The sequence below is a fragment of the Streptomyces sp. NPDC050564 genome (assembly GCF_044457265.1).
In the GTDB taxonomy this organism is placed as follows: Bacteria; Actinomycetota; Actinomycetes; order Streptomycetales; family Streptomycetaceae; genus Streptomyces.
This window is the reverse complement of record NZ_JBITGS010000016.1, coordinates 61,482-84,347: the sequence shown is the minus strand read 5'-3', so window position 1 is coordinate 84,347 and position 22,866 is coordinate 61,482. Positions and strand designations below refer to the sequence as shown.

Sequence of the window (22,866 nt, the reverse complement as noted above, 5' to 3'; positions counted from 1 at the left end):
GGTCCGGGGGACCCGACGGCGAGGACGCCGGTCCGGCCATCCGCAGGAGGACACCGAGGGCGCGCCCCTAGACCGAGGGGCGGGAGCGGGCGCTCACCGGTACATCAGGTCGTCCGCCATCCGGCTGCACGCGCTCCAGTCCGGGTCCTTCGACGGTGGCCGGTCACGAAGAATGTCCCGGGCGTGTGCCTCGCCCCAACTGGTGGCGTACCAGGGACCCTCGTCCTCGCCCAGTTCGACGGCGACGGAGCTCAGCGCGCAGGAACGCAGCGGCTCCTTCAGCTTGTCGAGGGCCGGTACGGCGTCGGCGGACAGGCCACGCGCGTACTCGAGGTCGAACTTGCCCGTGTCCTCGTACCGCTGAACGTTGCGCTCGGCGATCAGACCGTCGGGCGACATCAGGCCGAACGCGAGCACGCCCGCCGCCGCACTGGCCGCGACGGCACGCGGCAGCCAGCGGGCGCCCCAGACCCCGGCCGCCATGATGAGCACGATGATCAGGCCGAGCCAGAGCTCCACGGCCACCACCGAGACCCTCAGCCGTGTCAGTCCGTAGGCTTCCACATACATGTCCATACGGCGCACCGCCGATGCGACGACAACGAGCGACAGCCCGCACAGGGTTCCCAGCACGCCCCGCACCAGCTTCCGGTCGCGCGCCTCGTCGCGCGGCGCCCAGCGCAGCGCGAACACGATGACGAGCAGGGTCAGAAGCGTGACGAGCAGCAGCTGCCAGAAGCCCTGCCGGGCGTATTCGGCGTACGTCTGACCGGTCTTCTTCAGTACGGCGTCGTATCCGCCGAACAATACGGCCAGTTGGACTGCATTGAAGGCCGCGAAGAGCACGGTGAGCACGATCAGCGGGAGCGCCCACTCCAAGCGGCCGCGCGGGCGGCCCTTGGGCACTTCGACCCGGTCCCACTGGACGGGCGCGGCAGCCGTGTGGGCCGCCGCGAGCGCTCCGACCAGGCCGAGGGCCAGAAGCACAACGCGCCAGGGACCGCCGGAGACGGACGCATCCGGCATCAGTTCACCGAGCAGATCCGCGAAGGCGGCGTCGGCCCCCGCGAACAGCGCTCCGAAGACCAGCAGCAGGACCGCGGTCACAGCCAGCGCACGCAGCCCGGCACCCACACGGCGGCGCGCGCCGCCGAACCGTTCGCGCAGCCCGCGCCATCCCCAGGTGGGTCCGGTGACCAGGGCGTTGAACACGCCGATGGGGCCGAGCAGGACGGCGGGCCAGGTGCGGCCTCCGTGCAGCGCGAGTGAGCCCAGCGCGACCGCGGTGACGACCGCGAGGAACGAAGGCCAGTCGGCGTCACGCAGGGCAGGCACGATGAGCAGACCGATGCCACCGATGCCCCAGACCAGCGTCCACGCGCGCGTGCGTCGTCCCGCGGCCTGGGCTGCGAAGTACGCGGCGAGCGCGGCGGGAATCGCGACGAGCAGGAGATTGAGCGCCAGGCCGTCATCGAGGAGCAGCATGCTGAGCACGCCGGTGGCGAGCGCGGCCCACAGTGTGGCCGTACGCACCGGGGCGGGTGACCTGACCTGAAGCCCGGACGACCAGGGGACGGGAGTGGGCGACGGGGAGGCCCAGTCGGATTCCTCTTCGGCTTCCTCCTCCGCCTCGGTGTCATCCCCCTTTGAGCCGGAGTCGGAGTTCGACCCAGTCGATTTCGGTTCCCCCGGATCTGCCGAGTCCGTGGGGTCCGTGGGTTCCGCGGGTTCCGTCTGACCGGTGGGAGCCGTCGACTCCGCCGCCCCCTTCGGCCCCGTGACCTCCCTTGGCTCTTCCCCCTCCCTCGGCTCCTTCGCCTCCGGATTCCTCGGCTTCGCCCGTCTATGGCCTCTCGGCTCGGACGCGGACGGTATGTCGGACACAGCACCCCCTCCCAGCCGGCCCTTGGACAGCCCACAACACGCCATGGCGGCAGAAAGCTGTTGACCGGTGTCTCGTCGGCGCACGCCCGCAGTGATCAACAGGCGGCGTGGCGGACAGGGTATGCACGGGCAAGGCGCCTCAGGGAGTGGCGGCCATGCTGTAGCAAGCCTGTGACAGAGACGACCGGCATTGGCTACGTTCGCCGACTCCCACGGCAGGCCTCCGGGACTTCACGCGGGGCACGGAGCGCTCCGTACAGCCCCTACGCGCCGCTCGCCGTACGCCCGTACGTGGCCCCCTGCACCCAGTCCGGCAGCTCCTCCGTGGACTCCGCCCAGGCAGCCGGTGGCCCTCCCGCCTTCCCCCCGGCGACCACCCCGCCCACGATGGCGCAGGTGGTGTCCACGTCGCCGCCGACCTGGGCGGTGACCCAGAAGGCCTCTTCGTAGTCGCCGAGGGCCCGGGCCGCCGACCAGAGTGCGAACGGCACGGTGTCGTGCGCCGACGTACGCCGTCCGCAGCCCAGGACGGCAGCCACGGTCGCGGCGTCTCCGTAGTCGAGCATGTCCCGGGCGCGCCTCAGACCCGCGCCGACGGCGCTGCGCGGCACGAGCGCGACGACGCCGTCGAGCAGCGCCTCGGCACTCGGCGGGCCCGCCGGGTCGGCCGCCAGAGCCGCGGCCGCGGCGACGGCCATGGCGCCCACCACGGCCTCGCGGTGCTGGTGCGTGGGGTACGCGGAGATCTCCGCCTGATGCGTCGCCTGCTCCGGGTCATCGGCGTACCAGGCGCCCAGGGGGGCGATCCGCATCGCGGCGCCGTTGCCCCACGAGCCCTGGCCCTTGAAGAGGGCGGACGCCAGCTCGCGCCAGTCGCCGCCCTCCCTGACCAGCCGCAGCAGCCTGTTGACCGCAGGTCCGTAGCCCCGGTCGAGGTCGTGGTGCTCGGCGAAGGAACGGGCCAGTGCATCCTGGTCAATGCGGTGGTGCGCGGCCAAAACGGCCACTACAGAGCAGGCCATTTCGGTGTCGTCCGTCCACTGCCAGGAGCGGGGCGGCAGCTCACGGCGCTTGAGCAGCGGGTAGTTCGCGGGCGCGAAGAACTGTGAGCCCAGTGCGTCTCCCACCGCGAGTCCGCGCAGGCTGGCCAGGGCGCGGCCCAGGCGCCTGTCGGGAGAGGAGTCAGCGGTCATCGCTCTGCCACTCTATCCGGTGGCTCCGTACGATTCCGGATCGCGCCATCGCTCGAAGGGCCGGTCAAGTGTGTACCTGCCGTCCTCCCCCAGAACGAGCATCCGCGTCTCCCCGTTCCCTGGGTTCGACAGCGATTCGAATTCCGCGACCGTCCAGTGGAACCAGCGCATGCAGAACAGCCGCATGGCCAGGCCATGCGTCACCAGGAGCACGTTCGGCGGGTGGTCGGGTGCCTCGAAGCTGCGGTACAGGCTCTCCAGGAAGCCGCCGACCCGGTCGTACACGTCGGCCCCGGACTCGCCCTGCGCGAAGCGGTAGAAGAAGTGCCCGTACGCGTCCCGGTACGCCTTCTGGAGGCGTACGTCATCTCGGTCCTGCCAGTTGCCCCAGTCCTGCTCACGCAGTCGCGGCTCCTCGCGCACCCGCACGAGGTCGGGGTCGAGGTGGAAGGCGCGGAACGTCTCGAGCGTGCGGCGGTAGGGCGACACGTAAACGCTTACGCGCTCCCGTCCGAAGAGCTCCCGCAACTGTTTGCCGGTGTCCTCCGCCTGCTGCCACCCCTTCTCCGTGAGCGCCAGAGCGTGGTCGGGCTCGCGTTCGTACACGGTGTCATCGGCATTGCCCACCGACTCGCCGTGCCGGACAAGAACGATGCGCCGTGGTCGTGCCATGCCAATGACCCTAGATCGTGTTGCGGCCGATCGAGCACTCGTATGGACTCATACGGTGTAGGTCACACGGCTCCCGCACACAGGAACCCCCACCACGTGACCCGATCAGACGGTCCAGCCGGGCTCCAGGTCCACGAGGTCACCCGCGAGGGCCGCGACGTCGGCCTCGATCTGGGCGCGCAGCGCGAGCCGTTCCACCCGCTCGGCGCGGTACTTGCCGTGCTCGGCCGCCGACTGCCACATGGACAGGATCAGGAACTCATGGCCGGGGGCCTCACCGAACAGGCCGCGCACCATGCCGGGCGAGCCGGCCATCGCAGGGTTCCAGACCTTCTCCTGCATCAAGGCGAAGTGCTCGGCACGCTCCTCGTGGATCCGGCAGTGGGCCACGCGCACCAGGTCGGCGTCCGTGAAGCGCGGTTCGAAGCCGGTCTTCACGTCGAAGCGGTGATCGAACAGCTTGACCTGGGAGTCCTTGAAGGTGCCCGACTGAGCGGCGGCGAGCCGGTCGTGGGAGCGGGCCATGAAGGAGTCGTAGAAGGCACGGCTTTCCCAGAAGGCGAAGATGTGTGCGACGCCGGACCGCCCCCGGCTCCATCCCCCGCCCTGTCCCCGGAAACCCGGCTCCCCCAGAAGCCCCGCCCACTTTCGCTGCCCCCGCTCGAAACCGCGGCGGTCCACCACGGTGCAGCGAATCCACTTGACCAGCACCGCGCCATCGTAAGGCCACGGAGCGTGGCGCCGGTCACGCTCCGGCGGAGTACATCCGCGCGAGCGCCCCGGCGCGCGTGGCACGATGGACAACCGGCCCTGACCACAGGGTAGTTGGGCCAGGGCAGATGGGGAACGGGGAGGGGAGATCCGGTGAACGGTCTCAACAAGGGCATCCGCAAGGTCGAGCTGGCGGTGAAGTGGGATCCGAGTCCTGTGAGGGAGCCCGCGACCGATCTCGACATCATCGCGGCGACCTATCTGGCGGCCGCCCCGGGCCAAGGCCCGGCCTATGTAGTCCACTTCGACAGCCGCTCGCCGGACGGCACCATCTATCTGAACCGGGACAGCAAGGACGGCAAGGGCTTCGGCTGGGACGAGGTCATGACGCTGGAGCTCGACCGCCTGGACAGCCGGTACGCGCGCGTGGTGGTCGGCGTCCTCATCCAACAGCGTGCCGGTCACAAGACATTCGTGGGTGTGCTCAATCCCGCCTTCCGCATGCGTGAGGGCTACACCGTCCTCGCTGAGGACGACTTCGGCGACGTCCTGGGGGCTACCGCCGCGACCGTCGGGGAGTTCGTACGCGACGACTCCGGGGGGTGGACCTTCCACCCGGGCATCCACGGCTACGACACGGACCCGGCGACCTTCGCCAGGGTCATGGGCAGCCCTCAGGACGCCTGAATCGCACTCCCCGGGAACCGCATTCCAGAAACAGGCCCCTTCGAAGAGCCGTGGCACCCGAAACCGGCTCTCCATAGGGCCATGAAAACGCCGAAGGGCGGCACGGCAGGTAGCCGTGCCGCCCTTCAGGGCTTCGGATCAGCTGCAACCGCTGGTCGAACCGCAGCCCTCGCAGATGTAGCAGGAACCGGCCCGCTGCATCTTCGTACCGCAGGAGAAGCACAGGGGGGCGTCCGCCTGGATGCCCAGCTGCATCTCCACCAGTTCGGCACTGGTGTGGGCCTGCTTCGGGGCGGGCTCGGCCACCTCGACCTCGACCTTCGGGGCGGCGACGGCCTTCAGCTCCTGCGCACGGGGTGCGGACTGGGCCAGGCCCTCGACGTCGACCTCGTCGTCGGCGGGCTCGTAGGAGCCCGTCTCCAGGTGACGCTGACGCTCCTCGGCGGAGTGGATACCGAGCGCGGAGCGGGTCTCGAAGGGCAGGAAGTCCAGCGCCAGGCGGCGGAAGATGTAGTCGACGATCGACTGCGCCATCCGCACGTCCGGGTCGTCCGTCATGCCCGCCGGCTCGAAGCGCATGTTCGTGAACTTCGAGACGTACGTCTCCAGGGGCACGCCGTACTGCAGACCCACCGAGACGGCGATCGAGAAGGCGTCCATCATGCCCGCCAGGGTGGAGCCCTGCTTCGACATCTTCAGGAAGACCTCGCCGAGACCGTCGTCCGGGTAGGAGTTGGCCGTCATGTAGCCCTCGGCGCCGCCGACCGTGAAGGACGTCGTGATGCCGGGACGGCCCTTGGGGAGACGCTTGCGGACCGGGCGGTACTCGACGACCTTCTCGACCGCGGTACGGATGGTCTCCTCGGCCTTCGCCGTGACCTCGGCCTTCTCCTTCTCCTTGGTCTTCGCGGAGAGGGGCTGGCCGACCTTGCAGTTGTCGCGGTAGATCGCGAGCGCCTTGACGCCCATCTTCCACGCCTCGAAGTAGACCTCTTCGACGTCCTCGACGGTCGCCGTCTCCGGAAGGTTGACCGTCTTGGAGAGCGCGCCGGAGATCCACGGCTGGATCGCGGCCATCATGCGGACGTGGCCCATCGCGGAGATGGAGCGCTCGCCCATGGCGCAGTCGAAGACCTCGTAGTGCTCGTGCTTGAGGCCCGGGGCGTCGACGACATTGCCGTTCTCGGCGATGTGGGCGACGACCGCCTCGATCTGCTCCTCCTGGTAACCCAGGCGGCGCAGGGCCTGCGGCACGGTGCCGTTGACGATCTGCATCGAACCGCCGCCGACCAGCTTCTTGAACTTGACCAGCGCGAGGTCGGGCTCGAGGCCGGTGGTGTCGCAGGACATCGCGAGACCGATGGTGCCGGTCGGGGCAATGACGGAGGCCTGCGCGTTACGGAAGCCGTTCTTCTCACCGAGGCGGACCACGTCCTGCCAGGCCTCCGTGGCGGCGGCCCAGATGGGGGTGTCCAGGTCGTCCATGCGGACGGCCGTGGTGTTGGCGTCTGCGTGCTGCTTCATGACGCGCTGGTGGGGCTGCGCGTTGCGGGCATAGCCGTCGTACGGGCCGACGACCGCGGCGAGCTCGGCGGAACGCTTGTACGACGTACCCGTCATGAGAGAGGTGATGGCACCGGCGAGCGCGCGGCCGCCGTCGGAGTCGTACGCGTGGCCGGTCGCCATCAGGAGGGCGCCGAGGTTGGCGTAACCGATGCCCAGCTGACGGAAGGCGCGAGTGTTCTCGCCGATCTTCTGGGTCGGGAAGTCAGCGAAGCAGATCGAGATGTCCATCGCCGTGATGACCAGCTCGACGACCTTCGAGAAGCGCTCGACGTCGAAGGACTGGTGGCCCTTGCCGTCGTCCTTCAGGAACTTCATCAGGTTCAGCGAGGCAAGGTTGCAGGACGTGTTGTCCAGGTGCATGTACTCGCTGCACGGGTTCGAGCCGTTGATACGGCCGGACTCCGGGCACGTGTGCCAGTGGTTGATCGTGTCGTCGTACTGGATGCCCGGGTCGGCGCAGGCCCAGGCGGCCTCGGCCATCTTGCGGAACAGCGCCTTGGCGTCGACCTCCTCGATGACCTCGCCGGTCATGCGGGACGTCAGGCCGAACTTGCCGCCCGACTCGACGGCCTTCATGAACGTGTCGTTCACACGGACCGAGTTGTTGGCGTTCTGGTACTGGACGGACGTGATGTCGTCGCCGCCCAGGTCCATGTCGAAGCCCGCGTCCCGCAGGGCGCGGATCTTCTCCTCCTCCTTGACCTTGGTCTCGATGAAGTCCTCGATGTCGGGGTGGTCGACGTCGAGGATGACCATCTTGGCCGCGCGGCGCGTGGCGCCACCCGACTTGATCGTTCCTGCGGAGGCGTCGGCACCGCGCATGAAGGAGACGGGACCCGAGGCGTTGCCGCCCGAGGAGAGGAGCTCCTTGGAGGAGCGGATGCGGGAGAGGTTCAGGCCGGCGCCGGAGCCGCCCTTGAAGATCATGCCCTCTTCCTTGTACCAGTCGAGGATCGACTCCATGGAGTCGTCGACGGACAGGATGAAGCAGGCGGAGACCTGCTGGGGCTGCGGCGTGCCGACGTTGAACCACACCGGGGAGTTGAAGCTGAAGATCTGGTGCAGGAGGGCGTACGCCAGCTCGTGCTCGAAGATCTCGGCGTCGGCGGGCGAGGCGAAGTACTTGTAGTCCTCACCAGCCTTCCGGTACGTCTTCACGATGCGGTCGATGAGCTGCTTGAGGCTCACCTCTCGCTGTGGGGTGCCGACGGCACCGCGGAAGTACTTGCTGGTGACGATGTTGACCGCGTTCACCGACCAGAAGCCGGGGAACTCGACGCCACGCTGCTCGAAGTTGACCGAGCCGTCGCGCCAGTTGGTCATGACGACGTCACGGCGCTCCCACTCCACCTCGTCGTACGGGTGCACGCCGGGGGTGGTGTGAATGCGCTCGATGCGCAGTCCCTTGATGGCCTTGGTGCCCTTGGCGCGGGAACCTCGTGCCGGACCGCTCGCCGTCTCTGTCATGCCGCCTCCCTGTATCGGGCTAAAACGCCCTGAAGTGCCTCGTTCTTCCCGTGGCACGGTGTGTGTCTGGTGCTGCGCGCGCCGTATGCGCGGCCGCCCGCAGCAGGTCTGTGGTCGCCGCCGATGAGCCGACTCGAGTCGGCCTTCCCCCTCAGTCGGCGGCGCTGGCGGGCACGGGGACCTGCACGGCCTCTCCGGACCCGCGGTCGCTTTCCGGGCGCTCCGCGGCGGCGTCTTCGTCGACCGCCTCGTCCGCGGTGGGCCGCTGCCTCGTCTCTTCCCTGAGTTCCGCGATGGCGGCCTCGAAGTCCTCGAGCGAGTCGAACGCCCGGTAGACGGACGCGAACCGCAGATAGGCGACGAGGTCGAGTTCCTGCAACGGGCCGAGTATGGCCAGCCCCACGTCATGGGTGGTCAGTTCGGCGCTTCCGGTGGCCCGCACCGCCTCCTCGACCCGCTGGCCGAGCTGGGCGAGAGCGTCCTCGGTGACAGGCCGCCCCTGACATGCCTTGCGCACGCCGTTGATGACCTTGGTACGGCTGAAGGGCTCGGTCACGCCGGAGCGCTTGACCACCATCAGCGAGCAGGTCTCCACGGTCGTGAAACGACGGGAGCAGTCGGGGCACTGGCGGCGCCTGCGGATCGACGTGCCGTCATCGGTCGTACGACTGTCGACGACGCGGCTGTCCGGGTGCCTGCAGAAGGGGCAGTGCATGGCTCCAACCCTCCTTCACAGCACGACTCATAGACCTCGCGAGACCTCTCGGGCCCCTCGAAGCAGCCCCAAGCATAGGCGATGGCCGGAGGCCCGGAGACCCGGGGGACCACAACACTTGGGCTGATGTTGCAATCCAACCACTAGATGTGGGGATCGACGCGAAAATTGGCCCACGACGCGCGTGTCGCACACGGATTGGCATGTGCCGCACGGCCATACCGATCCCGGACACACGGAGATACCGTGGTCGCCGTGCAGATCGGGGGGTCGGTACCCGGTTGACGGGGTGCCGGATGGCAGACTGGACCCCGGCCCACATCTGTCGGCACGGTCATCGCCCCGGCGGTGAAGAGTACAGCAATACGCCCTTTTGTCCGCCAGGTGCAGCGTTAGCCATACACCCAGACACATGATCACGCGAGGCAATCCGCGTTTTTTCACTCGAACGTGTGTTTGGCGCAACCTTTCGAAAGCAACTACCGTTGTCCAGCAGGGAGACCATCGAGAGGGGCCGACGTGACCACCACCGCAGACAGTGCCACCATCACTGCCCAGGACCGCTCCCAGGGCCGACTCGAGCCGGTGCATGCGATGAACGAAGCCGTGAATCATGAGGGACCCAAGCGCTCCCTACCGGGCCGACCTCCAGGCATCCGGGCGGACAGCTCCGGGCTCACGGACCGGCAGCGCCGGGTGATCGAGGTGATCAGGGACTCGGTGCAGCGACGCGGCTACCCGCCGTCGATGCGGGAGATCGGACAGGCGGTCGGCCTCTCCAGCACCTCCTCGGTCGCGCATCAACTGATGGCGCTGGAGCGCAAGGGCTTCCTGCGCCGCGACCCGCACCGCCCGCGCGCGTACGAGGTCCGGGGCTCCGACCAGTCCTCGGTGCAGCCCACCGACACGGCAGGCAAGCCGGCCGCGTCGTACGTCCCGCTGGTCGGCCGGATCGCCGCCGGTGGCCCGATCCTCGCCGAGGAGTCGGTCGAGGACGTCTTCCCCCTCCCCCGCCAGCTGGTCGGTGACGGCGAGCTGTTCGTCCTCAAGGTCGTCGGCGACTCGATGATCGAAGCCGCCATCTGCGACGGGGACTGGGTGACGGTCCGCCGCCAGCCGGTCGCGGAGAACGGCGACATCGTGGCCGCGATGCTCGATGGCGAAGCCACGGTGAAGCGCTTCAAGCGCGAGGACGGGCATGTGTGGCTACTGCCGCACAACTCCGCGTACCAGCCGATTCCCGGCGACGAGGCGACCATCCTCGGCAAGGTCGTGGCAGTGCTGCGGCGGGTGTAACCACCTGCGAAGGGCGGGACGCGCCGCCCCGCCCCTGACCGGGCCCCGGGACCAACTGCGCCGGTTCCGGGGCCCTGCGTTTTTATGGCCGGAGGCCTTGGCGGGACGTGGGGTTCCTGGCGGCTCTGGGTGGGGGTGAGGTTCTGGGCCAAGGGCTCTGCGTGACACTGCCCGGCCTCGGGGCCTCGCGTGAGGGGTGTACGCCTTTCCTGACGAGGGGCGGCTCCGCCTGACGAGCGCTCCACAAGTTGGGGGCTTTGGGCGGGGGCGCCTCCTGGACCAAGGGTTCTCCGCGGAGTGCGCTGCCCGGGCCTGGGGGCGGGGCCTCGGGTGAGGGGTGCGCTCCTTGGGGCGGGCATCTGGGTCTCTGAACGCTTACCCAGCGGGAGTGGGCGGCGGAATGCTCTTCGGTCGAGGGTGCGGGGCCGCTGCAGTCGACGGCCGGCCAGGCGGCGCAGCTCCCGGACCGGTGATTTGAGCGCGCTACGCCGTCCTCGGGAGGACTGCGGGGCTCGCTTCGCGGATGGGCGGCGCGCTCTGGGAGAGCAGATCTGGGTGCGCGCCGGGACGGCCGGACACGGCGCTGGGACGCCCGGCTTGCGGCGCCCCTGGCTCGGTCGCCCGGGCTCAACACACTCGCTCTCGGCCCGCGCACGACGGACCCCCCTGTCGGCGAACGCGGCCGGCGCACTGTGGCCCGGGCCAACCCACCCTCGCGGGCCGCCCCCAGGCGCTACGCCTCCTCCGACTTCCGCGCCGCCTCATCGATCGCCGCGAGTGATCTGCGGACCTGGTTACGGTCCGTCGTGTACCAGAACTCGGGCAGTGATGCCTTGAGGTAACTGCCGTAGCGGGCGGTGGCCAGGCGCTGGTCGAGTACGGCGACCACGCCCCGGTCCCCCGAGGCTCGTACGAGGCGGCCCGCGCCCTGGGCCATCAGGAGGGCGGCGTGGGTGGCGGCGACCGCCATGAAGCCATTTCCGCCGTTGTCCTCTACCGCCTTCTGGCGGGCGCTCATCAGCGGGTCGTCGGGGCGCGGGAAGGGGATCTTGTCCATGACGACCAGCTGGCAGCTTGGGCCCGGGACGTCCACGCCCTGCCAGAGCGAGAGTGTCCCGAAGAGGCAGGTCTTGGGGTCGGCTGCGAAATTCTTGATCAACTCGCCGAGCGTCTCCTCGCCCTGCAGCAGGATCGGGTACTCGGGGATGCGCGTGCGCAGTTCCTCGGCCGCGAGCTGAGCGCCCCGCATGGAGGAGAACAGGCCCAGCGTGCGACCACCGGCGGCCCGGATCAGCTCGGTGAGCTCGTCGAGCATGTCCCCGCGGTCGCCGTCCCGCGCGGGACGCGACAGGTGCTTGGCGACGTAGAGAATGCCCTGCTTGGGGTAGTCGAAGGGCGAACCGACGTCGACGCCCTTCCACTGCGGGAGATCCTCGCCCTCCGAACCCTCGGGCGCGAGACCCAGCGACGCTCCCACACCGTTGAAGTCGCCGCCGAGCTTCAGCGTCGCGGAGGTCAGGACCACGGAGCGGTCCGCGAAGAGCTTCTCCCTGAGGAGTCCGGACACGTTCATGGGAGCGACGCGGAGCGATGCGCCGAAGCGGTCGTGGCGCTCGTACCAGACGACGTCCCACTCCGAGCCGTTGGTGATGCGCTCCGCCACGTCGTGCACGGTCTCCAAGGAGGCCAGGGCCTGCTTGCGTACCGCGTCCTCGTCCTGAACGGACTTGTCGCGCGTGGAGCCGAGCGCCGAGATGACCGTACGAGCGGCGTCGCGCAGCGCCATCAAGGCATACCCAAGGTCCTCGGGGATGTCCTCCAGGCGTCCCGGCAGCGCCAGCTCCATGAGGCGCTCGAAGCCCTCGGCTGCGGTCTGGAGCTGGTCTGCGGCCTTCTCGTTGACCAGCTTCGCGGCACGGCGGACGGCGCGGTTGACCTGGCCTGGGGTGAGCTCGCCGGTTGCGACACCGGTGACCCGCGAGACCAGCTCATGTGCCTCGTCGACGATCAGCACTTCGTGCTGCGGTAGGACCGGCGCTCCCTCGATGGCGTCGATCGCGAGCAGCGCGTGGTTGGTGACGACGACCTCGGCGAGCTTGGCACGCTCTCGGGCCATCTCGGCGAAGCACTCCGCTCCGTAGGCGCATTTGGTGGCGCCGAGGCACTCCCGGGACGACACGGACACCTGGGCCCAGGCGCGGTCGGAGACGCCGGGCGTGAGGTCGTCGCGGTCGCCGGTCTCGGTCTCGTCCGACCAGTCCCGCAGCCGCAGCAGGTCCTGGCCGAGCTTGCTGGTGGGCGCGGCCGCCTCGAACTGGTCGAAGAGGCCCTCCTCCTCGTCCTGCGGCACACCCTCGTGCAAGCGGTGCAGGCACAGATAGTTCGACCGGCCCTTCAGCATCGCGAACTCGGGGCGCCGGCGCAGCAGCGGATGCAGCGCGTCGACAGTGCGCGGCAGGTCACGCTCCACGAGCTGGCGCTGCAGCGCCAGAGTCGCGGTCGCCACGACCACGCGCTCCCCGTGCGCGAGTGCGGGCACCAGATATCCGAGCGACTTTCCGGTGCCGGTGCCCGCCTGGACCAGCAGGTGGGAGCTGTCGTCGATGGCGTCCGCGACGGCTTCGGCCATGGTCACCTGGCCGGGGCGCTCCGTACCGCCGACGGCGGTGACGGCAGCATGCAGGAGTTCGGGGAGTGAGGGCTTCGTCATAGCGCTGCCACCCTACGGGGCGCCACTGACATTCGGGCGATCAAGGTGGGGACGACGGACGTGATCAAGACGAGTCCAGGCAGCGTGATCAAGACTGGTGCAGGGGGTTCGGGACCGTGCCGTGCACGGCGGCGTGCGGGCGATCGGGGCGGTCGCGGTAACCGTCGAGGTGCAGCCGGTTGCGGTTCAGGCACAGCCGCTCGATACGGGGAGTGAACAGGTCGAACATCTCGTAACGCTCCTTGAGCTCGGGAAAGCGCGTCTGGTGGCGGATGATCTCCGCTCGTACGAGGGACCAGAACTCGCCCTCCGGCACGCCCAGTTGCTCCTCGTAGAGTGGGGCGAGGTAGCGGAACACCCCTACGAAGAGCCCGGAATGGATGAACTGGGTCAGGAACGCGGGCGGCTCGGTGAGCAGCACACGCCGTACGTCGTGCGGCATGGAGGCATGCTCGGGCAGTGGCTCCGCGCTCACATTGATGTCGTCCACGAAGTCCTTCACCGCAAGCCGCACGGGTACGTCATGGTCGTCGAAGACGACGATCACGTTCTCCCCATGTGGGCTGAACACAGTGCCGTATCGATAAAGGCAATGCAGCAAGGGCGGTAGGAGCGCCGCGAAGAGACGGCGCAGCCAGACTTTCGGAGTCAGCCCCGATCGGGCGACCAGCTGCGCCGTGAAGGCACGCCCCTCCGGGTCCGTGTGCAGGAGCGCGGCCAGGGTGCGGGCGCGTTCGCCGGGGGCCAGATGTCGGGAGATCGGTTCGCGCCAGATCGCTCCGAGGAGCTCCTTGTACTGATAGGGCACTTCAGGGAGGCCGTCGTACACCGGATGTCCGACGGTCACCGAAGCGACCTCGCCGAGCATGATCACTCCGCAGGTGTCACGCAGGAACGGGTCGGCGTCGCGCAAGCCGTGCATCCACGCGGTGACGGCGGGAGCCGCGAGCGTCCGTTCCGTCGGGATGCCACGCCACACCAGCGTGTTCAGGACGGACAGCGGCAGCTTCACGGCGTGCCGGTCCGGCCGCGAGACATTGAGGAATGTACGGATCGACTGCTGAGGCAGGCGCAGATCACCGTCCGAGTGCAGCGGCACGATCGCGTCCGAGGCGACATGGGGCGCGAAGAGGGGCAACACGACGTCGTCCCACTGCCAGGGGTGAACGGGCAGATAGAGGTACGACTCCGGCGTGAGCCCACGCGCGCGGAGTACCCCGTCGAAGGACTCCCTCGTGACAGGGGCGAGCTCGCGCGCGTACAGGTGTTCTGCGGTGTCGAGGCCCCGCACCCCCCTGTAGGCGGCAAGCGTGGTGTGCACCGCGATCCACGGAAGCGCCGTCGCTCGGCGGGCCTCCGGCGCCCAGTGGGCGGCGTCCCTCGCGGAGAAGCCGAGGCGACCCTTGTTGAGCACGATCCAGGGGTGCCCGGTCTGGTGGCCCTCCAGTTCCGCGTATCCCAGCTCGGCCAGCTCGGCGGCCGAGCTGGCATTGTGGTCGAGGCGCGCGTCCGCGGCGAGCGTGGTGCTCAGCTCGCGGATGACATGACCGAGCGTCGCTCCGTCCAGCCCCAATGTGCCTCGGGCTCGCGTGAGGAAGCCGATCGGGTCGGTGAACGGCCGGGGCTCCGCCCCTCCCTCGTCGAGGGTGAGCGAATCGGGGTCCACACGCCAACTGCCGTACGCTGTACGGCGGGCGCGGAAGGACAGACTGCCGCCTGCGTCGAGGCGGAGGGCGTAGTGGGGGCGGCGGCTGTCGGCCCCAGTCGATTTCCTCTCGGGCTTGGCGAGAGGGGCCGAGGACAGGTCCGTTCCTGGAGCCGAGGACAGGCCCGTGCCTGGAGCTGTGGACGCTGAAGTCCGAATGACGTCCCGCTCCGGCTCCGGCTCCGGCTCCGGCTCCGGCTCCGGCTCCGGCTCCGGCTCCGGCTCCGGCTCCGGCTCCGGCTCGATGATCCCCTCGTACGCGAACTCGCCGATCATCTTGGCGAGGAGGCGGCGGCCGGCCCGATCCCATGGCTCTTTGCACAGCTCAGGCGGGTCGTAGAGGCTGGGCGGCTCTCCGGATGCCGGGGCGGCGGCTGGATTCGGCACGAGGACTCCTCGACAGGGAACCGGATCGGGACGAGCGGTGTACTAAGAGTGACAGCGCTACAACAGATCGCGCAGGGCCCGGTCTCGGACCATGAGGGCTGCCCGCTTGTCGGGCAGATCAACCTCGGCGGAGAACCGGAAGCCGGCGCTCAGAAAGGCGGAGACGGAGGGAGTGTTGCGAAGATCGGGTTCCGCGACGACGCGAGCGCATGACGGGCGCTTGTCCAGTACGTGGTCGGCGACTGCCCTGAGCAGGGTGGAGCCAAGGCCGCGCCCACGGTTGGCGACACCGCCGATGAGGAGGTGAATTCCGGTGTCGTGCGGTCGGGCGGGGTAGTGGCGAGCCAGGAGATCGAGATCCGCGCGGTAGATCTCCCAGTAACTCATCGGTGTGCCGTCCAGCATGCCGAGGCACGGGACGCTGCGTCCGTCCCCCTCGAGCTGGCGGCGCAGATGCGCCTCCGCCACCGACTCGGGCCCCGCCAGCTCCCAGAACGCCGCGACGGCAGGGTCGTTCATCCAGCGAGCGATGAGCGTGAGATCGCGCTCGACGCGCACGGGGACGAGGTGGAAGACACCGACGGGCGTGCCGGTGGGCCCCCAGCCACCGACGCGGTCGAGCAGGTCGTCGGCCGGAACGACGGCGGGGTTCTCCGCCGTGCGCGGGCGCTCTCCCCTGGCCTGTCCCGAGACGTCACCGATGTCTCCTCCCGAGACGTCGCCCATGTCCCCCGCCGTGACGTCACCTGTCGCCCCGCCTCGTGTCCCGGCTTCCCCGGCGAAGAGCGCGATGAGCTCGTCGGGGAGACGCAGGTCAAGGGTGTCCTCGCTGTCGGTGCTCGCGCCGGAGCCCGAACCGGGACCCGAGCGGGGCCCCGTGTCGGTGGCGAAGTCGGCGGCACGTTCAGTGGCGGGGACGGTACCGGCGTCGGTGCTCGCATCGGTGGGAGGCACGGCGACGCTCCTCTCAGGAGACGGGGTGGGTCATGTTCCTCAGGAATGAAGGGGGTTGGAGATGGTGACGTAGACGGACTGGGTGTCCACGGGACCGATAAGTTCGTCGAGGCCGTGCAGCCGGGTCAGCAGGTTGGCCTTGCACCGCAGGACGGGTGAGTCGAGCAGGTGGGCCGGCAGAGACGTACGCAGCCGAGCCGGGCCGGTGGCCACATCGGCGAGGAAGCGGCGGAAGGCGGCCAGCAGCAGCTGTTCGTCGGCGAGGCGTTGGGAGCCGAACGCACCGACGAGGCCGAGCACGTTGTTGATGGCCAGGTAGTAGGCGAAGCGTTCGTCGGTGACCTCGTCGGAGACGAAGGTGTCGCTGTACCGGCCGATGCCGGGCAGCCGGGCGTCGAGTTCCGCACGCCGTGACTCGCGGAAGTAGTAGCCCTGGTTGTCGCGGTAGCGGCCGCCCTTGGGCCAGCCCTCGGGGTCCAGCAGAAGCAGGGTGTTCTGCTGGTGCGCTTCCAGAGCGATGCCCGCCTCACTGTCCAGCCACAACACGGGGCGTACGACGTGTTCCAGATAGCGCAGGAACCACTCGGTGGCGACCGCGCCGCGCGAGCGGCCGGTGCGTCCCGCGAGACGGGTGACGATCTCGGTGAGCCGGGACCGCATGAGGGGCCGGCCCTTTGCCAGGGTCCGTGCGCCGGGCTGGGCGTGCGGCCGGGGCGAGACCAGTCCCGCGATACAGCCGGCATCGTCCGTCGGGCTGAACGGGTTGTGTCGGATCATCACGTCGAGCCCGGGCAGGGGGCTGCCGTCCGGGCCGTTGACGGCGAGCCAAGCCGGGTCGCGGACGATGTCGAAGCCCGGGTGAGCGGCCTGCCACTGCTTGAACAGGCCACTGCGCAGCAGGCGGTGGACCTCCACGCCACGGTGGAGTTCCTTGCGGAGGTTCTCACGACGGGAGTTGGTGATACGCAGGCCCAGCGAGAGCTTGAACATCGCGGGGGCACCGGAGCGGTAGACGGTGCGGACCGAGGAGGTGGCGTGCCACGGGGAGCCCTGCGGGCCGAGGTCCTGGAGCAGCCCGGCATTCAGCAGGGCGGCGGCCTCTCGACCGTGGCGGACCTCGCGCATCTGCCAGGGGTGCAGCGGCAGTGCCGCATACCCCTCGGGCAGCGACAGCCCCGTACCGGCCAGCCGCGTGGTGAGCTGCTCCGCCGGAACGGGGCGGCCGCGTTCCGTCCACGCGGAGTCGGCTGCCAGCACCGAAGGGGCGACCGCCATCCAGTGCAGGGGGAAGGAGCCGCGCAACTCGGGTGAGTACAGCCGGGCTTCGGCCTCGGAGAGTCCTTCGCGTCCCTTCGGCGTGGGATGCAGCGGGTGGCCCAACAGCAGCGCCTGCTCGGCGGCGAGAAAGAGGTCGGGCTCGTCGGCGGGGCGTTCTCTGCGATCGCGGATGAACACGGCCGTGCGCCGAACGGAGTCGGCGACGCGCCCGACGAGGTCGGAGCCGTCACCGACCGAACTGAGCGGGGCCACCTGAGCCACGGGGCGAGTCGCGGCGGGGCCGAGGAGAGCTCCGCCGGGCCCGGTTGCGCGAGGCGTGGTGGTCGCCGGGTCGACAGTATCGGGCGCGGGGTGAGCAGGGACGGGAGCCAGATCGACGGTGGTGGGCGCCTGGTCGCCCTTGGTGTCTGTCGATGTGCCGGTCGGCGCTTGCCGTGCGAGAAGGGCCGCCACCGTTACCGCGTCGGCGGGCGGCGCCTCGTCGGGGGCGTCGGCGAGGTAGGGCAGGCCGAAGCGGTGCCAGCCGGTGGCGGACCAGTGATGCACGGGGACCAGGAGGGTCATGCCGCTGGCGGGAAGGCGGATGCGGAGCGTGCCGTCGTCGGGCGCGGGCAGGTTGTTCTCCCGGACCCAGCAGCGCAGCAGGTTCTCTACGGCCGCCGCCTGGGCCGCCGTCTGCGGATCGGGGTGTTCCAGCAGGTCGACGGTGGCGCCGCGCAGCCCCTCGGTCTCGCGGACCCCTTCCTTCTGCCGGGGGACCGATTCGCCCGTCACGAGCGGGGTCTGCGTGCCACAGGCCGCTCGCTCGTGGGTGTGGGGACGGCCGTCGGGGGCGGGGGTGGCGTTCACGGGAGTTCCTTGTGGGGTCGTTCGGGTTCGTGCGGCGACGAACCGGGTCGGTACGTGCGGCCTTCGGTGTTCCTGGTTGATTCGGGTGAGAGTGGGGTGCTTCGGATAGAGGTCGTTGGCTGTGTGTGACGGGTTGGCTTCAATGTGTGGCGGCGTTGATCGGGATGGAGCCTGAGTGGGCGGCGAACGCGGCTCGAGGCGGATGGGCCGGTCCGGTCCTGGCGGTGCCTGCCGGGTGAGAGCGAGTCCCCCACGCCCCGAGGCTGTGCGCCGGGCTCCGAAGCCGACACCCCGCCCGACGCGCTCTTCGGCGCCGTGGCCTCACCGTCCGGCCTGCGGCACTACGGCGTTCGCCGGTGCCCCAGCTCCCGACCGTCACCGTGAAGCTCGCCCTCAGCGCGACCCCCATCAGCACGGCGAGCCTCGCCGACACCGCGAGGCCGATGTCCGCCACGCGCCACCGCCCCCACCGCGTCCGCCAGCCGGTCGAGCACCGCGGTTGTCTGTTCGTCGCTGATGGTCAGGGGAGGGAGGAGACGCACCACGCTCGACTGACGGCCGCCCAGTTCCACGATCAGGCCGCGGCCAAGGCACTCTCGCTGGACGGCGGCGGCGAGTTCGGGGGCGGCTGGTCGGGGACCGTCGGCCGCAGGATCCGGGGGTGCTTCGGGGTCGACGAGTTCCAAGCCGATCATCAGTCCCCGGCCGCGTACATCGCCGATGCAGGGGAACTCGTCGGCGAGTCTACGGAGTTGGGCCAGCATCCGGGCACCCAGAGTCGCGGCACGCTCGGCCAGACGGTTCTCGCGGACGTACGCGAGGGTCGCCGCGCCGGCGGCCATGGCGAGCTGGTTGCCGCGGAACGTGCCCGCGTGGGCGCCGGGTTGCCAGACGTCGAGGTCGTCGCGGTAGATGACGACCGCCAGCGGCAGGCTGCCGCCGATGGCCTTCGACAGGACCATCACATCCGGCGTGATCCCACTGTGTTCCACGGCCCAGAAGGTGCCGGTCCGGCCGACGCCGGTCTGGACCTCGTCCGCGATCAGGGGGATGTTCCGTGCCGCGGTGATCTCACGCATCCGGCGCATCCAGTCGTCGGGCGCGGGAATCACCCCGCCCTCGCCCTGCACGGGTTCGAGGATCATTCCGGCGGGACGCGGCACACCGGACTTGCTGTCGTCGAGCACCGACTCGGTCCAGCGCGCGGCGAGTTCGGCGCCCCGCGCGCCGCCGACACCGAACGGGCAGCGGAAGTCCTGCGGATAGGGCAGTCGCGCGACTCGCACCTCGGTCGCACCCCCGGATGCTTCGAGCGCCCCCGCGGTCATCCCGTGGTACGCGCCGGTGAAGGCGAGCATCCCCGTGCGCCCGGTCGCCGCACGCACCAGCTTGAACGCGGCCTCGACGGCGTCCGTCCCGGCCGGTCCGCAGAACTGGACCCGCGCGCGGTCGGCGAACCCGGGCGGCAGGGTACGGAACAACTCGGTGGTGAAGGCGTCCTTCACGGGCGTGGCGAGATCGAGGACGTGCAGCGGCGCCCCCGAGTCGAGGACCTTTCTGATCGCCTCCAGGACCACCGGGTGGTTGTGCCCGAGGGCCAGGGTTCCGGCGCCCGAGAGACAGTCGAGATAGCGGCTCCCGTCGGCGCCCTCGATGGTCAGTCCGCGCGCCCGCACCGGAACGATCGGAAGAGCACGCGCGTAGGTGCGCGCCGCCGACTCGCGTGCCGACTGGCGCCGCAGAATCCCCTCGTGCGCCGCGCGCGCCCCTTCCGGCGCGCCAGGAACAGCCTCCAGCGCCCCCTCGGACACCCCGGGCGCCCCCAACGGCACCACCGCAGACTCGGTCACGGCCACGACTTCAGGTCCTCCCGCTGTCAAGAGGCGACTTGGCAGGGGGCTCTGAACGCAGGCGGCAGGTCCCCCGTACGTACCAACGACGCGGACCGCGTAGGGAAGCGGGTAAGTCGAAGATCCTTGCCGTGACGGAACCGTTGCCGTTCCGTCGGATGTCCCCCACAGCGACCGCATAGTCTTTGGTGCCGTTCAGCCGTACCGATGAGGCAAGGCTGATCGGCGCCCACCAGCGCACAGTTCTCTTACCTCCAGGGGGAGTTACACCATGCGATCGATACGCCCGCCCTTCGCCGCTCGCCGAGGGAGGAGCGCGCGCCGCAGAACCTCCCCCGTGCTGGCCGCCGTCGGCCTCACGGCTGCGCTGGCGCTGACCGCCACCGCCTGCAACTCGGGCGACGACAAGGCGAGCGGTGAGCCCACCGCGTCCGCCGCCCAGAGCGGCGACGACAAGATCAAGATCCCGGACGACATCAAGAACAAGCTCAAGCAGCACGGGATCGACATCGACAAGTGGAAGAACGGCGCCTGGAAGAACTGGAACAAGGACGACTGGCTGCGCGAGGCCGACGACTTCGTCAACCCGATCATCAAGGGGCTGTGGGACCCGGATCGGATGCGCGGCGCCGACGACCCGGACAAGAACAAGGGCGTCGACGACAACGACCTCTCCGGTGACCAGGGCGTCACCGACCCCGAGCCGGCGCCCGTGACCGCGCAGGCCGTGAAGACGGCGTACCACGCCAATGTGCCCGAGGCCGGCAAGGTGTTCTTCGACTCCCCCGAGGGCACAATGGTCTGCTCCGCGACGGTGGTCGAGGACCCGGCGCACCCGGGCAAGTCCAACCTCGTATGGACCGCGGGCCACTGTGTGCATGCCGGCAAGAAGGGCGGCTGGTACCGCAACATCGCCTTCGTGCCCTCGTACAACGACTCCGGTAAGCCGGCCGCCCAGATGGAGAAGGCCACCCGCCAGGAAGTCGCTCCGTACGGCGTCTGGTGGAGCGACTGGGCGCAGACCTCGGACCAGTGGATCGAGCAGGGCGGCTCCACGGGCGGACAGGGAGCCCCGTACGACTTCGCCGTGCTGCACGTGACGCCCGAGAAGGGCAGCGACGGCAAGTCGCTGGAGGAGACGGTCGGTTCGGCGCTTCCGGTGAACTTCAACGCTCCTGCCGTGCCCAAGGTGTCGAGCATCACGGCGACCGGCTACCCGGCCGCGGCGCCGTTCGACGGTCAGAAGCTGTTCCAGTGCACGGACAAGCCGGGACGGTTGTCGGTGGCGCAGTCCGACCCGACGATGTACCGCATCGGGTGCACCATGACCGGTGGCTCGTCCGGTGGCGGCTGGGTGGCCACGGGGTCGGACGGCAAGCCCGCGCTGGTGTCCAACACCTCGATCGGACCGGTCAAGTTCGGCTGGCTGGCAGGTCCGCGCCTGGGTGATGTGGCCAAGGGTGTGTACGACTCGGTGAGCAAGAAGTTCGCCGGACAGTGATGCGCGCGACGTAACCGGCTTCGGACAGACGGCGGTGGGCCCGCTCACAGGAACCTTCACCGGCCCACCGCCGTTCGTCTCCAACTGCGCAGGCATAGTGGGGTGTCGCGTCCGGGCGGGTTTCGCGGAGAGCCGCGCCATGCCTGACAAGCACATGACATAAGAGCTCCAACGGGGGTCACAGCACCATGCGTTCCTCAAGAAGCCGGCGCACCTTCCTCACCGCCACCGGCCTGGTGGCGGTTCTGGCACTGGCCGCCACCGCCTGCAACTCGGGCGACGACAAGGCGAGCGGCGACTCCAATGCCTCCTCGTCGCAGACCTCACCGGGCGGCGACGACAAGATCAAGATCCCGGACGACATCAAGGACAAGCTCAAAGAGCACGGCATAGATGTCGATCAATGGGAGAACGGCGGCTGGAAGAACTGGGACAAGGACAAGTGGCTCAGTGAGGCCAAGGACTTCGTCAACCCGGTGATCGAGGGGCTGTGGAAGCCCGAGCGGATGAAGTCCGCCAAGGATCCGGACAAGACGATCTCCGCGAAGGACGCGGCGGCCGACCAGGGCGTCAGCGACCCGGAACCGGCGCCGGTCGAGGCGAAGGCCGAGAAGACCCCATACCACAACTACGCCGCTCCGGTCGGGAAGGTCTTCTTCGACTCCCCCGAGGGCTCGATGGTCTGCTCGGGCACGGTCATCAAGGACGTGAACCACCCCGGCAAGTCCAACCTCGTGTGGACCGCGGGCCACTGTGTGCACGCCGGCGGCAGCGGTGGCTGGTACCGCAACATCGCGTTCGTCCCGTCCTACAACGACCAGGGCAAATCCGAATCCGAGCTGGGCAACGCCACGGCGTCGGAGATCGCCCCGTACGGCCAGTGGTGGACGGACTGGGCCGCCACCTCCAACGAGTGGATCTCGGGCGGCGACGAGACGGGCGGCGCGGGCGCTCCGTACGACTACGCCGTGCTGCACGTGAAGCCGGAGCAGGGCAGCAAGTCGCTCGAGGAGACGGTCGGCAACGCGCTGGACGTGGACTTCTCCGCGCCGTCCGCCCAGGACGTCAGCGCGATGGGCGCCTGGGGCTACCCGGCCGCACCGCCGTACAGCGGTCTGAGCATGTTCAAGTGCGTCGACAAGCCGGGCCGCCTCTCGCTGGACCCGACCCTGCCGACGATGTACCGCATCGGGTGCACCATGACCGGCGGTTCGTCCGGCGGCGGCTGGTTCCGTGTCGTCGACGGCGAGACGAAGCTCGTCTCGAACACGTCGATCGGCCCGTCCGACAACACCTGGCTGGCGGGACCGCAGCTGGGCAAGGGCGCCGAGGCGCTCTACGAGAACATGAGCAAGGAGTACGGCGGCCAGTAGACACCGTCGTCCACGTACGCATGAGGAAGGCCCGCTCCCTGGGACAGGGGGCGGGCCTTCCTCATGCG

General features: G+C 69.5%; 15 protein-coding genes. 4 read left to right on the top strand and 11 right to left on the bottom strand.

Translation table 11 applies throughout. The features are described 5' to 3' along the window. Positions 1-93 precede the first annotated feature (93 nt). The 4 genes from ACIBK0_RS25280 to ACIBK0_RS25265 all read right to left on the bottom strand — a co-directional run bounded on the left by ACIBK0_RS25280 (position 94) and on the right by ACIBK0_RS25265 (position 4,460). A complete protein-coding gene (locus tag ACIBK0_RS25280; RefSeq protein WP_399084156.1) occupies positions 94-1,533 on the bottom strand; it encodes a DUF4153 domain-containing protein in 1,440 nt (479 codons plus the stop codon). Between the two features lie 614 nt (positions 1,534-2,147). Continuing rightward, positions 2,148-3,077 carry an ADP-ribosylglycohydrolase family protein gene (locus ACIBK0_RS25275; protein ID WP_399084153.1) on the bottom strand — a complete coding sequence of 310 codons (930 nt, stop codon included), beginning with the start codon at positions 3,075-3,077 and terminating at the stop codon, positions 2,148-2,150. A gap of 12 nt (positions 3,078-3,089) precedes the next feature. After that, on the bottom strand, positions 3,090-3,749 hold the full coding sequence (locus ACIBK0_RS25270; protein WP_399084150.1) for a histidine phosphatase family protein: 660 nt from the start codon (positions 3,747-3,749) through the stop codon (positions 3,090-3,092). A 105-nt stretch (positions 3,750-3,854) separates the two neighbouring features. Continuing rightward, positions 3,855-4,460, bottom strand: coding sequence for a DUF4937 domain-containing protein (locus ACIBK0_RS25265; RefSeq protein ID WP_399084147.1), 606 nt, complete (start codon positions 4,458-4,460; stop codon positions 3,855-3,857). A 153-nt stretch (positions 4,461-4,613) separates the two neighbouring features. Here ACIBK0_RS25265 and ACIBK0_RS25260 point away from each other — a divergent pair, with 153 nt between their 5' ends. After that, positions 4,614-5,147 (top strand): TerD family protein, encoded by a 534-nt coding sequence (locus ACIBK0_RS25260; RefSeq protein WP_399084144.1) that lies wholly within the window; start codon positions 4,614-4,616, stop codon positions 5,145-5,147. Positions 5,148-5,285: 138 nt separating this feature from the next. Here ACIBK0_RS25260 and ACIBK0_RS25255 read toward each other — a convergent pair whose 3' ends face one another. Together ACIBK0_RS25255 and nrdR are read right to left on the bottom strand one after the other, a co-directional pair. Next, positions 5,286-8,180: a vitamin B12-dependent ribonucleotide reductase gene (locus tag ACIBK0_RS25255; RefSeq protein ID WP_399084141.1), complete on the bottom strand. Its 2,895-nt coding sequence runs from the start codon at positions 8,178-8,180 to the stop codon at positions 5,286-5,288. Positions 8,181-8,331: 151 nt separating this feature from the next. Next, positions 8,332-8,895 (bottom strand): transcriptional regulator NrdR, encoded by a 564-nt coding sequence (gene nrdR / locus ACIBK0_RS25250; protein ID WP_399084139.1) that lies wholly within the window; start codon positions 8,893-8,895, stop codon positions 8,332-8,334. A gap of 519 nt (positions 8,896-9,414) precedes the next feature. On the opposite strand from nrdR, the gene lexA reads away from it, so the two are divergent. Further along, on the top strand, positions 9,415-10,191 hold the full coding sequence (gene lexA, locus ACIBK0_RS25245; protein WP_189188217.1) for a transcriptional repressor LexA: 777 nt from the start codon (positions 9,415-9,417) through the stop codon (positions 10,189-10,191). A gap of 733 nt (positions 10,192-10,924) precedes the next feature. Here lexA and ACIBK0_RS25240 read toward each other — a convergent pair. The 5 genes from ACIBK0_RS25240 to ACIBK0_RS25220 all read right to left on the bottom strand — a co-directional run bounded on the left by ACIBK0_RS25240 (position 10,925) and on the right by ACIBK0_RS25220 (position 19,885). Continuing rightward, on the bottom strand, positions 10,925-12,901 hold the full coding sequence (locus tag ACIBK0_RS25240) for an ATP-dependent DNA helicase (protein WP_399084134.1): 1,977 nt from the start codon (positions 12,899-12,901) through the stop codon (positions 10,925-10,927). Positions 12,902-12,989: 88 nt separating this feature from the next. Continuing rightward, complete coding sequence (locus ACIBK0_RS25235) at positions 12,990-14,993, bottom strand: IucA/IucC family protein (RefSeq protein ID WP_399084131.1); 2,004 nt, start codon at positions 14,991-14,993, stop codon at positions 12,990-12,992. Between the two features lie 57 nt (positions 14,994-15,050). Beyond that, positions 15,051-15,947, bottom strand: coding sequence for a GNAT family N-acetyltransferase (locus ACIBK0_RS25230; RefSeq protein ID WP_399084128.1), 897 nt, complete (start codon positions 15,945-15,947; stop codon positions 15,051-15,053). Positions 15,948-15,986: 39 nt separating this feature from the next. Beyond that, positions 15,987-18,074 carry an IucA/IucC family protein gene (locus ACIBK0_RS25225; RefSeq protein WP_399084125.1) on the bottom strand — a complete coding sequence of 696 codons (2,088 nt, stop codon included), beginning with the start codon at positions 18,072-18,074 and terminating at the stop codon, positions 15,987-15,989. 341 nt (positions 18,075-18,415) lie between these two features. Next, positions 18,416-19,885 (bottom strand): diaminobutyrate--2-oxoglutarate transaminase family protein, encoded by a 1,470-nt coding sequence (locus tag ACIBK0_RS25220; protein WP_399084531.1) that lies wholly within the window; start codon positions 19,883-19,885, stop codon positions 18,416-18,418. A gap of 310 nt (positions 19,886-20,195) precedes the next feature. Here ACIBK0_RS25220 and ACIBK0_RS25215 point away from each other — a divergent pair, with 310 nt between their 5' ends. Together ACIBK0_RS25215 and ACIBK0_RS25210 are read left to right on the top strand one after the other, a co-directional pair. Continuing rightward, positions 20,196-21,425: a trypsin-like serine peptidase gene (locus ACIBK0_RS25215; RefSeq protein WP_399084122.1), complete on the top strand. Its 1,230-nt coding sequence runs from the start codon at positions 20,196-20,198 to the stop codon at positions 21,423-21,425. Between the two features lie 188 nt (positions 21,426-21,613). Further along, on the top strand, positions 21,614-22,798 hold the full coding sequence (locus tag ACIBK0_RS25210; RefSeq protein WP_399084119.1) for a trypsin-like serine peptidase: 1,185 nt from the start codon (positions 21,614-21,616) through the stop codon (positions 22,796-22,798). Positions 22,799-22,866: the final 68 nt, after the last annotated feature.